This is a genomic window from Coprococcus sp. OM06-34AC (assembly GCF_003462545.1).
GTDB classification, from domain to species: Bacteria; Bacillota; Clostridia; order Lachnospirales; family Lachnospiraceae; genus Coprococcus; species Coprococcus aceti.
Genome location: NZ_QTZF01000001.1, coordinates 283,817 through 297,563, shown reverse-complemented (window position 1 = coordinate 297,563; position 13,747 = coordinate 283,817). Strand labels below are relative to the sequence as shown.

Below are 13,747 nucleotides of genomic sequence, written 5' to 3'. Positions count from 1 at the left end.
TTAAGAGACTTGTTGGTGTATGTCTTTTGCTGTTTTATTATATTCTTTCAAAAAATGAAAGCTAATCTTTGAATAAATATCTTTTGAATTTAAGTGACGCTTGACACATTTTCCCCGTCTATTAGAGTGAAAGGCCTTAATACAAAGGAGGAGGAGAAGCCTATGGATGATAAGCAGATATTAGATTTATATTGGGAGCGCTCCGAAGCTGCTATATCCGAAACTTCAAAAAAATACGGAAAGTATTGCAGATACATAGCCTTTAATATTCTTCACAATGACGAAGACAGCGAGGAATGTGTAAATGATACTTATTTAAGAGCTTGGAACAGCATACCGCCTAACCGTCCATCTGTCCTAAAAACTTTTTTAGGGAAGATTACTCGCAACTTATCTTTGGACAGGTACGAACTGCTCAATGCAAAGAAACGTAATGGCGGGCAAATGCCATTGATTCTTGATGAAATACAAGAGTGCATACCATCGTTGGATAGTACAGAAAACATTGTTGAAGAAATTGCTCTAACGGATATTCTCAACCGCTTTCTTTCTTCCCTGTCATTAGAACAGCGAAAAATCTTTATGAGAAGATATTGGTACTTATCGCCCATTAAAGAAATTGCAACGGAATATGATATGAGCGAGAGCAAAATCAAGATGTCATTATTTCGTTCAAGGAACGAACTTAAAAAATTGTTAGAGAAAGAAGGTATCTCTGTATGAAAGAAAAGAAACTTTTAAGGGCATTGGGAAATGTCGATAATCAGTATATTAAGGAGGCTGAACCTATGAAAAAAACAAGTAAAATAACTAATCGGCAAAAATGGGTGTCTGTTGCTGCTTGCTTCGTACTCGTTGCTGTGATTGGAGTGGGAGTTTTTCAAAGCAATCTGTTTGGTACAAAAAACGATATTGCCACGCTGGATGGTGGAGAAACAATTACTTTTGTTAAAAATGACTTATCACAATCTTCAATTAACTTAAATGTAACAACAAGGCCCTTGAGCGATGCTGAGATTGAAATGCTTTTTGCAGACTTGCCTGTTACCGCAGATGCTTACTTTGATGCTGACAATCATAATATTCTGGGTCTTGAGGGAAAAATTGGTGATACAAGAATGGTAGTATCTAAACAGGGTGTAAATCTATTAGATACTATCATTGATGGAAATACAATCACTTCAAGTGTAGACGGCGTTGATATCAATGCAGGATATTTCGTAACAAAGTCAAATAGTCAAGGTATCAAAACCGTAATATATTATGCAACCTTTGATATGGGAGAGAACACTATTTATGTAGAGTATTCTGGCGTTGAAAATGAAAGTGAAACTGTAAAAAACAACTTGGTAGACACAATTTTGAAGTTGATTGAGAACGGTGCATTTGATTTGAGTCAAATCCAAGAATAATCAGGGACGTTCCTTCTGTCACCAAGAGTGTCCCCCTGTAACGAATAAGACAGAGGGACACTCTTGGTGACAGAAGGAACGTCCCTACAGCCGCGCCATATCTGCTGGTGTGTCAATGTCCATCAATTCAGTTTTGTTGGTGACGGGTAGCTGCATTACCTGAGATTCGTGACTGTGGACAACGACATTCCCGCCTTTTCCCTGTGGGAGAGACATAAGCTCATCAAAATATTCTTTTGGAAATATCACAGGTGATCCTGGAGTTTTGTCATAACACGTTCTCCATATATATGATGTCTCATTTTTTGCACATAATAATAGTGATGCTATAGATTCCGTCTTTATGAGTGGCTGATCGGAAGGAATAAAAGCACAGCGGTCAATATAGGAACCAATTGTATCCAGACCAAGACGGATCATATCATTCCGATATGGTGAGGAGTGAAGGATTACCGGTATACTATATTCTGTGCAAAGCTTTTCAATATCCTGGTGTATGGTGACAACGAGTCGCCTGGAAAACAAATCTTTTGTTATATCAAGTATCCACTTTATGAGCGGCTGTCCGTGATATTCAGCCATGAGCTTATTGCTGCCAAAGCGTTTTCCCTGCCCTGAAGCCATGATGATACATCCGGAATTGCCAAATGGTCTGTCAAGGTCAACAAGGAACACATCCTTATGGCTGCACAGCCGGTTCAGAAATGAGAGATCCTGTTTTCGAACAACCATAATGATCCGCTTTTTATTCATGAGCCTTTCGAAAGCTTTTTGATAATCGTATGATGTGTTTTCAAGATATCCAATTTCGTCTACAGTAATCCATGGTGCTGTTGTGTCTGCTAGGCTTTCTAAAAATGCAATACATGTGCTGTTAAAGGCATCTTTAATGGGTTGCATGAGGTTCTCGCAACCTGTGGCATCAGAGCAGAATTTGCCGATACGTACAACTTCACCGCTAGAGTTATTTTTCATGTACACGCCTTCTTTTGGGACGGCCCATGATGTAATTCCGGGCATTTGTCTGTCGAAAAGTGAAGAGAGAAGTGTTGATTTGCCACTTTTCCTGTCACCGGTAATAACGATATGTTTCTTTTTGCTAGTCAGAAAAGATCTCCATATACAATTTGCTTCCGGCCTGAATACAGGCTTCTCTATATTGTTCATATTTTTTCAGCCATTCCTTTCCCTCTGGTGTTATCGTGCTCCCCCCACCTGACCTGCCACCTGCTTGGCGGCTTGTAAGTGAAAATCCCAGCGCCTCTTCAGCGTTTTTTATCATGCGGAATGCTTTGCTGTAGGCAAGCCCCATTGACTGGGATGCGGAGCGGAGAGAACCGGTTTTTTCTATAGCCAAAAGAAGGCGGTATGGACCTTCACCAAAGAATTTCTCATCATTATCATCAAAAAATGTTATTTTAATAGCAGCTCTCAATGCATATCATCCTCCTTCATCATGACAAGCTGGCGCTTTCCCTGACGGTTGCGAAGTTCTCTGATACTGATTGTACCATAAACTTTGGACAGAAGCATTTCCATTTCCTCAATGGGTGTTTTATCAGGATATATTTCACCGATCAGTTTGGATTCAGATAAAACCAGAAGAGTGTTGCAGTAATTTAATGCAAGTGATGAATCGTGAAGCGTTACCAGAGACACCGCGAGGTTTTGTTCAACATAGCTGCACAGAAGGTTCATGATCTGGTAACGCAGCCTGAAGTCCAGTGCACTTTCCGGTTCGTCCAGGAGTAAAAGCTTCCGTTTTGCCACAAATGTACGTGCCAGCAGGGCAAGCTGTTTTTGACCCTCACTCAATGTCTGAAAATTATCGTTTATCCGTGAATCAAGTCCGACCATTGCAAGAACTTTATAAGCCTTTTCTTTCATGGCCTCAGTATGGGGTTGAAGAAGCTTAAGCTCTGGGTTAAATCCCATCATGACAACATCTAAGAGAGATATGTCTATGGATATGCCGCTTTTTTGAGGGATATATCCACATAGCTGTGCTAGTTTTTTGTGAGGCATATGTTCCAGCTGGAGATTATCTAACTCGCAGCAGCCACTATGCGGAATCAAATTGGCGATTGCTTTGATAAGGGTTGTTTTGCCACAGCCATTCTCGCCAAGTATACCAACAATTGTACCTTCTTCTGCAGAAAAGCTGATATTATTTATCACATTTTGCACATCTGTGGTGCTGGTGCGGCTGCTGTGGTGGTAGCCGACTGACAGATTGCGTATGTTTAATATACTCATTTTACAGGTTTCCTCCTTATGCATAGATAGATAAGAAATGGTGCTCCTATGATACTTGTGAATATACTGACCGGTAGTTCTGTGGAACATACACTGCGGGCAAGTATATCACCGAAAGTGAGAAGGCATCCACCTATAAGACCACTTAGAAGCATAGTTGATAAGCGGTTATTTTTGAGCAGCATTCTGGCTCCGTGCGGAGCAAGCAGAGAGATAAAGCTGATAAGTCCCGTCATGCTGATCACACTTGAAGTTGCCAGGGTTGCGATCAAAAGAACCAGCATTCGTATCTGGTTAACATTCACACCAAGCATTTTGCCCTCTGCGTCATCAAGGGAGAGCATTATGATCTGCCTGTACAATAGGAACATTATCAGCAGGCAGACAGCGCACAGTATTACATTTGAACCAATGGAATATATACTTATGCCATTAAGGCTTCCCATGATCCAGTATTCAATTGATGATAATTGTTTTTCAGGGTCGGCAGTCAGCTTCAGACATACAAGAGCGGTCTGGGCAAGACTGTGTACTGCTATGCCTGCCAGTACTATGCTTTTTCCATCACGCTCATATGTCAGCGATGACAGAAGCAGAACCAGTATCACACAGCATATGGCTCCGGCAAAAGCAGATATGGTTACAGACATTGTCCCGGACAAAAACAGAATGCCAAATGCGGCACCGGCGCTTGCACCTGAGGATACACCTATGATGTCTGGAGAAGCCAATGGGTTCTTAAAGACAGTCTGATATACAAATCCTGCTATGCCGAGAACAAATCCCCCTATACAGCCGATGATTCCGCGGCTTGCGCGAAGCGTGAGAAATACACGCCACTGCATGTCATCACCTTGCAGCAATCCATTAAGTGTAAGAGGATATTTTCCGACAAAAAAAGAAAATATACTGAGAGCTGCCAGAATGACAGCTCCCAGTATAATAGTTATTGTTGCTTTGTTTTTATTTTTACGCTTGTTATTAATTGTTGATTCCATAGAATGTTTCATAATAATTTGTCATTTCAGTTGTATATGTGTCAGTTGATACCTGATCAGGATGAAGGATCCCTGCAAGCCATACAGATGCCAGGATTCCTGCAGGTACCGGGCTGTCCAATGCTTCCACGTCTCCAGGAATAGCATATACGTGGCTGTTTTTTACAGCAGTGCATTCTGCAAGGTTTGGATCGTTCATTACGTCATCTACTGTATATTCGGCATCAGATGCGATTATTATATAAGAAGGATCCCATGCAAGAAGCTGCTCATAGCTTATCTCAGCCCAGTAGGTGTCTGTGATAGAATCAGCTGCATTTTTTCCACCGGCAAGCTCTATGATGCTTGACTGATACATAGAAGGACCGGCAGTAGACAGGAATGATGAGTTGCCGGCAAGGTATACACTTTCAGGTTCTACGCCAGACAGAGCTGAAGTAAGCATATCCTTCTGAGAATCTATATATGCGAGCAGCTTTGCAGCCTCTGAGTTGGTGTTAGTTGCCGTAGCTATGGTGTTGATCATTTCTGTCAGAAGATCCTGACTTTCAGGATTGACGAGCAGTACTGCGATACCGAGGTCTGTCAGGCTCTGAGCTGCATCCTTCAGCTTCATTGGCAGAATAACCAGATCAGGGGAAAGAGCAGCGCATGTCTCAAGGTTGAACTCTTTGGCAGTTCCAACATTTGGCAGCTCTGTCAGTTCTGGTGCAGCAAGCTTATAAATAGGGCGCTTGTCTGCTTTTGCCTCAATACCGACAACCTTATCCTTGAGACCAAGAGCGATCAGAAGGCTTGAAGAAATATAGTAGCCGCTCACGATAGAAGATGGCTCTTTTTCAATTGTAACTTCACGGCCGGCCTGGTCAGTAACTGTTACAGGGTATACAGTCTGTTCAGCATCTGCTTCAGTGGAAGACTCTTCAGAAGATAATTCTTCAGATGATACTTCTTCACTGGAAGCTGATTCGGATACTGAAGCAACTGTGGTGCTTTCCGTAGTACTCTGTGTTGTCGTAGCACTGTCTGTACCACAGGCTGTAAGTACTGCCAGCATAGTACAGATAAGGATGATAGATAGTTGCTTTTTAAAAGTTGTTTTCATGAATTCAATGTTCCTTTCGTTATTCTTGAAATAATACAACGGTATTGTAACAAAGCATCTTTTCAAAGACAAGCTGTTTTAATATAATATATTTTGAAAAATTGTGTTTATATGTTAAAAGGAGCTTTTATGGTAACAATACAGAATTATGTACGCGCACAAAGTATTGATGAGGCATATGAACTGAATCAGAAAAAGGGAAGCTGTATTATCGGAGGAATGCTCTGGACAAAAATGCAGGATCGCCTGATACAGACAGCCATAGATATGTGTGATCTGGGACTTGATAAGATTGAAGAAAAAGAAGACGAATTCATTATTGGTGCAATGACATCACTCCGTCAGATAGAGCTGCATGACGGATTAAACAAATATACACATGGTGCAGTATGCGAAGCGGTGAAGGATATTGTGGGAGTTCAGTTCCGAAATCTCGCAACGATTGGCGGAAGCATATGGGGACGTTTCGGGTTTTCAGACATTCTGACAGTTTTTTTAGCTATGGATGCATTTGTAGAGCTTTATCATGGTGGTATGATTCCTCTCAGGGAATTTGTTGGCATGAAACAGGACAGGGACGTGATTGTACATCTGATCATCAGGAAAACTCCCGGAGTTTTTGCTTATGCATCAGTCCGCAATCAGAGAACAGATTTTCCTGTCATTGCATGTTCGGCATCATGCGTGGATGGAGAATACCGTTTGGCTGTGGGAGCAAGGCCTGGAAGGGCGATGCTTGTTCTGGATGAAGAAGGCTTGCTCACAGGGGGACTTTCTGATGATACAGAGAAAGCATTTGCCAGTTGGGTTTCTGACAAGATCCCGGTTGGAAGCAATCATCGTGCTGGCGCAGAATACAGAAGCCGTCTGATACGTGTGCTTGGACAGAGATTATTGAAAAAGATTGAGGAGGAGCAGCAGTGGAAATAAAAGTTAAATTAAATGGGAAATTCGTCTCGGGAAATATAGCTCCTGATATGCTCCTTATAGATTTTCTGCGTGATCATGGCTGTTATAGTGTGAAACGCGGCTGTGAGACGTCAAATTGTGGTCTGTGTACAGTGCTTATGGATCAGACTCCTGTCCTTTCCTGTTCGATGCTTGCTGCCAGGGCAGATGGACACGAGGTGCAGACCCTTGAGGGCCTTCAGGATGAGGCAGCAGAATTTGCCGGGTTCATTGCTGATCAGGGTGCTGATCAATGTGGTTTCTGCAACCCGGGTTTTGTGATGAATACAATAGCTCTTCTCAGAGAAAATCCTGATCCATCGGATGATGAGATCAGGGCATATCTTGCCGGAAATTTGTGCAGATGTTCCGGATATGAGGGACAACTGAGAGGAATCCGAAATTACTTAGACAGTAGAATTTCTGCAGATGACAGACGGTAAAGGGGTGAACTCATGGAACATAAAAAATATAATGTAGTTAATAAATCCGTTAGAAAAAAAGATTCTATGCAGTTACTTCTTGGCAAACCGGTATATGTGGATGATATCACTCCCGGTGATGCACTTGTTGTGAAACTGCTTCGCAGTCCACATGCGAATGCTATTGTGGAGGATATAAATGTCTCCATAGCAAAAAAAATACCTGGAATAGTAGATATTTACACATGGCAGGATGTGCCAAATAGCCGGTTTGCAATAGCAGGACAGACATATCCTGAGCCGTCACCGTATGACAGACTCATTATGGACCGCCATGTGAGGTGTGTGGGCGATGTGGTTGCAATCATAGCAGCTGAGGATGAAAAGTCAGCAATTAAGGCTATGAAACTCATAAAGGTTAAATATAAAATCTTGGAGCCTGTTCTGGATTTCCACAAGGCAAAGGATAATGAAATATTGGTTCATCCTGAGGACGACTGGTTTCCGCCAGTTCAGGTAGGAGGCGATCCGAAACGCAACCTGATAGCAAGCGATGTAGGCGGTGATGGCGATGTTGATGCTGTTATAGCTGACTGCGATGAGGTGCTGGAGAACAGATATCATATGAGAGCCTTTAACCAAGCTATGATGGAGACTTTTCGAACGTATACACACCTTGACCGTTATGGAAGGCTTCATGTAATTTCTTCTACACAGATCGTGTTTCATGTACGTCGTATTCTGTCAAGAGCGCTTGGCATTCCAAAGAGCAGGATCAGAGTGGAAAAACCACGTATAGGAGGCGGATTTGGAGCAAAGCAGACAGCGGTAAGTGAGGTGTATCCTGCATTTGTGACCATGAAGACCGGGCGTGCGGCTAAGATAATATTTACGAGACAGGAAAGTCAGATCGCAGGTTCACCGCGCCATGAGATGGAGGTGAGAGTCCGTCTGGGAGCAGACCGCGATGGACATATAAGAGGACTTGATCTGTATACTCTGTCCAACACTGGAGCGTATGGGGAGCATGGACCTACAACAGTCGGACTTAGCGGGCATAAGTCCATCCCGTTATATACAGGAGGCCTTGAGGCATATAGGTTTGGATATGATGTTGTATATACGAACACTATGGCGGCTGGTGCATACAGAGGATATGGGGCTACACAGGGAATCTTTGCGCTTGAGTCTGCGGTGAATGAACTTGCGGAGAAACTGGGGATAGATCCGACCGTGATCCGTGAGCAGAATATGCTGCGCGAGGGAATGAAGATGCCTGCGTATTATGGCGAGACGGCAAATGCGTGTGCTCTTGACAGATGTATGGCCAGATGCAAGGAGATATTTAACTGGGATGATAAATACCCTGTCAGGAACATGGGAAACGGAAAAGTCAGGGCTGCAGGAGTAGCAATGGCCATGCAGGGTTCTTGTATATCGAATGTGGATGTAGGATCTGCAACGGTCAAGCTTGCGGATGATGGTACATTTAACCTGATAATCGGTGCTGCAGATATGGGAACCGGATGTGATACTATCCTTGCACAGATGGTTGCGGAGTGTATGGATTGCTCGGTTGATGACGTGGCGGTATTTGGAGCAGACACAGATGCTTCACCATATGATTCCGGCTCGTATGCTTCATCCACTACGTATGTAACAGGAAAGGCTGTGGAGCTTGCCTGTGATAAATTGAAGAAGAAGCTGTGCGCAATTGCAGCAGGAATGCTTGGATGTGAACAGGATGAAATGTATTTCGAAAATGGCAGGGCATATCGGACAGGAACAGATCAAAGCGTTTCTTTGGCTGATATAAGTGTTAAGGATCAGGTCGCAAATGATATTGCCGCTGTAGCTACAGTCTCTCATTCGTCTCCGGTTTCGCCTCCTCCATATATGGTCGGAATGGTTGAGATAGAACTTGACAGATATACAGGAGAAGTGAAGATACTGGATTATGCTGCAGTCGTGGATTGTGGCATAGCCATAAACCCGGCACTGGCACGTGTTCAGGCTGAGGGAGGCATAGTCCAGGGAATAGGACACACTCTGTTTGAGAACATCACCTACAATGCGAAGGGATGCCCGATAGAGTCGAGTTTCATGCAATACAAGATACCAACCCGTCTTGATATGGGGCATTTGAGAGTGGAATTTGAAAACAGCTATGAGCCTACAGGTCCTTTTGGAGCCAAATCGATAGGAGAAATAGTTATCAACACTCCGGCACCTGCTATTGCACATGCCATATATAGGGCGACAGGTGTATGGCACAGAGAACTGCCGATCACACCGGAGAAGATTCTTATGTCCATGCCGGAAGAGTAATTGGAGATAACATAAGCAGAATAACAGAATCTGTAATATGAAAATAAAATATACAGGAGAAAACAACAGATGAAAAATAAGTTTAAACTTTCAGAAACAGCATTCCAGCTTGATGGAAGGATGCCTCTTTCCCAGGCGATACCTCTTGGACTTCAGCATGTCCTTGCAATGTTTGTCGGAAATTTGACACCGTTATTAATTATCACAGGAGCATGCGGACTGGTCGGTGGTGAATTTGCTGATCTTCAGCTTTCGCTGCTTCAGAACGCAATGCTTATCGCGGGAGTTGTCACCCTGATACAGCTTTTCTCAATAGGTCCTGTTGGAGGAAAGGTACCGATCATTATGGGTACATCTTCAGGTTTTATAGGAGTATTCAACAGCGTAGCGGCAACCATGGGCGGTGGAGTGCTTGCGTATGGTGCGATTATGGGTGCATCCATTATCGGTGGCTTGTTTGAGACTGTGCTTGGTTTCTTCCTGAAACCTCTGCGCAGGTTTTTCCCGGCTGTTGTAACAGGTACAGTAGTTTTATCAATTGGACTCAGCCTTATATCGGTGGGAATAAATTCGTTTGGAGGTGGAAATAATGCCGCAGACTTTGGCTCCATGGAGAACCTTCTGCTTGCATTATTTGTCCTTGTGGTTATTCTTTTCTTTAAGCACTGGACAAAAGGATTTTTAAGCTCGTCATCTATTCTTTTTGGAATAATCGCAGGTTATATCGCGGCGATCATAATGGGACTTGTCCTTCCGAGAACAGGTATAACTGCTGATGGTGTGGAATATACAAAAGCCTGGGTGTTGAACTGGGACAAGGTGAAAGATGCTTCCTGGTTTGCGATTCCACAGCTCATGCCTGTAAAACCGGTGTTTGATATGCGTGCAATACTTCCCGTTCTCATAATGTTTATTGTAACAGCGGTGGAAACTGTCGGTGATATATCAGGTGTTATGGAAGGTGGCCTTGGAAGGGAAGCCACAGATAAGGAACTTTCAGGTGGTGTGATGTGTGACGGTCTGGGTTCATCTCTTGCAGCGGTGTTTGGAGTCCTTCCAAATACATCATTCAGCCAGAATGTGGGACTTGTAGCCATGACTAAGGTCGTCAACAGATTTGCGCTTGCAACAGGAGCGATATTTCTGATATTATGTGGCCTTTGCCCTAAACTTGCAGCACTGGTATCGATCATGCCTCAGTCAGTGCTTGGCGGAGCTGCGGTTATGATGTTCTCTTCGATAGTTATCAGTGGTATTCAGCTCATAACAAAGGAACCATTAAGCGCACGCAACCTGTCTATAGTTTCAGTAGCACTGGGCGTAGGCTATGGAATGGGAGCCAATCCTGGTATTCTAGCAAATGCCCCTCAGCTGCTCCAGCTTGTTTTTGGAGGCTCAGGAATTGTTCCTGCGGCAATGGTTGCAATTCTGCTTAATATTATCCTGCCTAAAGAAAAGTAGTAATCAGGGACACTCCTCGTTACAGAAGGAACGTCCCTGTGGCGTACACAACTTGTTGTTATGCTACAAAAGTAGTTGTTGATAACAAAAAAATATGCTAACATAAAAATAGTGGTTTTCGAATGTGTGTTCGATATAGTATAATATATACTGTATATACATTTGAGACTGCTATTTTTTAGCTTGAAGAAAAATATATAGTAATAAAACCTATTCGGTATGGAGGAGAAGATATGTACATTGTGATAGACGTAGGCGGAACATTTATAAAACACTGTGTGATGGACAGAGAAGCTGAGATAATGGAGAAGAATAAATTCCCTACACCTGGAAGATTTGGAAATGGACTGGAGAACATACAACAGGGGCTGGATGCATTCCTTGATGCAATTCAGTCGATATATGATGGATATAAGGAAAGATATGATATACAAGGAATAGCAATATCACTTCCTGGACAGGTGGACGTGGACAACGGAATATGTTATGCCGGCGGAGCCTTGCCTTACCTTGACAAAGCACATATAGGCGAGCTTGTAAGCGAGAGATGCGATGGACTTAAGGTAGCGCTTGAGAACGACGGCAAATGTGCAGCATTGTCGGAGATATGGCAGGGAAATGCAAAGGACTATAGCAGCGCAGTTGTATTGGTATTTGGCACAGGTGTCGGTGGAGGAATAGTCATAGACAGAAAGATACTCCACGGCAGAGGTATGGTTGCCGGTGAGATGTCGTACCTGTTTGAGGATGTGAACAGGGATAATATAGACAAACTTGTACCGCTTGAGGCGAATCTCAAGAATACAAAGAAACATGTAAAACTTCCGGACAATGTCACCTGGACGATGCAGGCATCGGTAAGCTCACTCAGAAGAGAGGTGGCAGCAGTCAAGGGCATGAGGGAAGATGAAGTGTCAGGTGAGATGATATATGAGTGGGAGGCTGCCGGTGATAAGGCGGTCATAGATGTGCTTGAGGACTGGTATCTGAATATTGCCAAGCACTGTATGAACATGCATGTTCTGCTGGCACCGGACATCATACTCCTTGGCGGTGGAATCAGTGCGGAACCAAGATTTATACAGGGCGTGAAGAAGTATGTGGATAAACTGGCGAAATTTTCAGTGATTTATAATGAGATGCAGGTGGGCCTGTGCAAATTTGGTAACGATTCCAATCTCATAGGAGCACTATTCAACTATCTTCAGAAGTATGAGGGTGCTCACTAGATAAGAAAACGGAGATCATATCAGGATGAAACACAATGACGGAAAAGAGACGGACATCAGAATGAGCGCAGAAAAGAGTAAAGAAAGAAGCATAGAAAAAAGCAAAGAAAAAGGCAAAGAAACGAATACAGAAAAGAACACCGATTATAGAAAAAAATCGCACGAGATGGATATGTTAAATGGTTCACTGGCGATTAAGATGCTTATATTTGCAATGCCGCTGGCGGCCAGCAGTATATTGCAGCAGCTTTTCAATTCGGCTGATGTGGCTGTGGCAGGAAGATTTGCGGGAAGTGATGCACTGGCAGCAGTTGGAAGTAATGCTGCAGTCGTTGCTCTATTTGTGAATGTATTTGTGGGACTTTCTGTCGGTGTGAATGTTCTTGTGGCGCATTATATAGGCCAGAATAAGAAGGATTCAATAAGCAAATGTGTCCATACCAGCGTGAAGTTCGCCCTTATATGCGGAATAGCTATGCTTGTGGTTGGAATGTTTGTGGCAAGACCTATACTTGAGGCTATTGATACTCCTGCCAAGGTGCTTGACCAGGCTGTGCTGTACCTTAGAATTTATTTCGTAGGTATGCCTTTTATCATACTGTATAATTTTGGAGCGGCTGTGCTCAGAGCTATAGGTGATACAAGGCGTCCGCTTTACTGCCTGATAGTTTCAGGCGTACTCAATGTTGTACTCAACCTGTTCTTCGTGTGTGTGTGTAAACTTGGAGTGGCAGGCGTCGGCATGGCAACGGTCATATCAAATGTTGTCAGTACGGGAATAGTCATGTATATATTGATGCATGAGGAAGGTCCACTCAGACTCGATATAAAGAATATACGAATAGATAAAGTGTGCCTGGGAAAGATACTCAGGATAGGAGCTCCATCAGCGATACAGACGGCAGTTTTCTCATTGTCAAATGTGCTGATACAGGGCGGAATCAACAGCTTTGGTCCTGATGCTGTGGCAGGCTCATCCACGGGTCTTAATTTTGAATATTTTGCATATTTTGTCATATCCGCATACGCACAGGCAGCAGTGACATTTGTGAGCCAGAATTATGGTGCAGGTGAGAAGGAGAGATGCAGAAAAGCTCTCAGGATTGCCATGTTAGAGGGCATGCTTATGACGGCTGTGTTCAGCAGTGTCATGATGCTTTCAGGGGATTTTCTTGTGAGATTTTATACAACAGATACAGAGGTTATAAAGTATGCACTTATAAGAATGAAGCATGTCATGCTCCTTGAGGCGATGACAGGAACATATGAGATGACAGCTGCGGCACTCAGAGGCCTTGGCAGATCCATGCTGCCGGCTATTATAACAGTTGTGGGTTCAGTAGTGTTCAGGATCATATGGATATATACGGTGTTTGCGCGATATCATTCTTTTGGCATGCTTTTGAACGTGTATATAGTTTCATGGATAATAACAGGTACGGCGATGATAATCGCATACATACTCGTATCGAGGAAAGTGCTGGGGCATACACGGGCCGGTGGGAAGGGTGCTGAGACGGCTGCTGTATAGTATGTGACCCAAGGCACATAAGCATCAGAAAGAGAAGATTAAGACTGAGCATGAAGT

At 43.4% G+C, this 13,747-nt stretch carries 13 protein-coding genes; 8 read left to right on the top strand and 5 right to left on the bottom strand.

The window, feature by feature from the left end:
• Positions 1–162: 162 nt before the first annotated feature.
• Together DXB91_RS01295 and DXB91_RS01290 are read left to right on the top strand one after the other, a co-directional pair.
• Positions 163–723 (top strand): RNA polymerase sigma factor, encoded by a 561-nt coding sequence (locus tag DXB91_RS01295; RefSeq protein ID WP_044998344.1) that lies wholly within the window; start codon positions 163–165, stop codon positions 721–723.
• Entirely contained in the window at positions 720–1,412 is a 693-nt protein-coding gene (locus DXB91_RS01290) for a hypothetical protein (protein WP_004853247.1), read from the top strand. Before DXB91_RS01295 ends, DXB91_RS01290 begins: the two co-directional genes overlap by 4 nt.
• An 84-nt stretch (positions 1,413–1,496) precedes the next feature.
• Here DXB91_RS01290 and DXB91_RS01285 read toward each other — a convergent pair whose 3' ends face one another.
• Genes DXB91_RS01285 through DXB91_RS01265 form a run of 5 tightly spaced genes read right to left on the bottom strand, consistent with a single transcriptional unit; the run spans position 1,497 to position 5,771 of the window.
• The gene (locus tag DXB91_RS01285; RefSeq protein ID WP_242992594.1) at positions 1,497–2,579 is read right to left on the bottom strand and encodes an NTP transferase domain-containing protein; all 1,083 of its coding nucleotides are present in this window, start codon (positions 2,577–2,579) and stop codon (positions 1,497–1,499) included.
• Entirely contained in the window at positions 2,512–2,847 is a 336-nt protein-coding gene (locus DXB91_RS01280; protein WP_022216050.1) for a winged helix-turn-helix domain-containing protein, read from the bottom strand. Before DXB91_RS01280 ends, DXB91_RS01285 begins: the two co-directional genes overlap by 68 nt.
• Entirely contained in the window at positions 2,844–3,668 is an 825-nt protein-coding gene (locus tag DXB91_RS01275; protein WP_117874141.1) for an ABC transporter ATP-binding protein, read from the bottom strand. Before DXB91_RS01275 ends, DXB91_RS01280 begins: the two co-directional genes overlap by 4 nt.
• The gene (locus DXB91_RS01270; protein ID WP_117548800.1) at positions 3,665–4,666 is read right to left on the bottom strand and encodes a FecCD family ABC transporter permease; all 1,002 of its coding nucleotides are present in this window, start codon (positions 4,664–4,666) and stop codon (positions 3,665–3,667) included. Before DXB91_RS01270 ends, DXB91_RS01275 begins: the two co-directional genes overlap by 4 nt.
• A complete protein-coding gene (locus tag DXB91_RS01265; RefSeq protein ID WP_118016634.1) occupies positions 4,650–5,771 on the bottom strand; it encodes an ABC transporter substrate-binding protein in 1,122 nt (373 codons plus the stop codon). Before DXB91_RS01265 ends, DXB91_RS01270 begins: the two co-directional genes overlap by 17 nt.
• 129 nt (positions 5,772–5,900) lie before the next feature.
• Here DXB91_RS01265 and DXB91_RS01260 point away from each other — a divergent pair, with 129 nt between their 5' ends.
• The 6 genes from DXB91_RS01260 to DXB91_RS01235 all read left to right on the top strand — a co-directional run bounded on the left by DXB91_RS01260 (position 5,901) and on the right by DXB91_RS01235 (position 13,690).
• Positions 5,901–6,701, top strand: a complete 801-nt coding sequence (locus DXB91_RS01260) for an FAD binding domain-containing protein (protein ID WP_165852745.1) — start codon at positions 5,901–5,903, stop codon at positions 6,699–6,701.
• The gene (locus DXB91_RS01255) at positions 6,692–7,162 is read left to right on the top strand and encodes a (2Fe-2S)-binding protein (RefSeq protein WP_117548803.1); all 471 of its coding nucleotides are present in this window, start codon (positions 6,692–6,694) and stop codon (positions 7,160–7,162) included. Before DXB91_RS01260 ends, DXB91_RS01255 begins: the two co-directional genes overlap by 10 nt.
• Before the next feature lie 12 nt (positions 7,163–7,174).
• Positions 7,175–9,469, top strand: a complete 2,295-nt coding sequence (locus DXB91_RS01250; protein WP_117548804.1) for a xanthine dehydrogenase family protein molybdopterin-binding subunit — start codon at positions 7,175–7,177, stop codon at positions 9,467–9,469.
• A 69-nt stretch (positions 9,470–9,538) separates the two neighbouring features.
• Positions 9,539–10,930 (top strand): uracil-xanthine permease family protein, encoded by a 1,392-nt coding sequence (locus DXB91_RS01245; protein ID WP_117548805.1) that lies wholly within the window; start codon positions 9,539–9,541, stop codon positions 10,928–10,930.
• Positions 10,931–11,163: 233 nt separating this feature from the next.
• Positions 11,164–12,159 carry an ROK family protein gene (locus DXB91_RS01240; RefSeq protein ID WP_117548806.1) on the top strand — a complete coding sequence of 332 codons (996 nt, stop codon included), beginning with the start codon at positions 11,164–11,166 and terminating at the stop codon, positions 12,157–12,159.
• A gap of 25 nt (positions 12,160–12,184) precedes the next feature.
• On the top strand, positions 12,185–13,690 hold the full coding sequence (locus DXB91_RS01235) for an MATE family efflux transporter (protein WP_117548807.1): 1,506 nt from the start codon (positions 12,185–12,187) through the stop codon (positions 13,688–13,690).
• Positions 13,691–13,747: the final 57 nt, after the last annotated feature.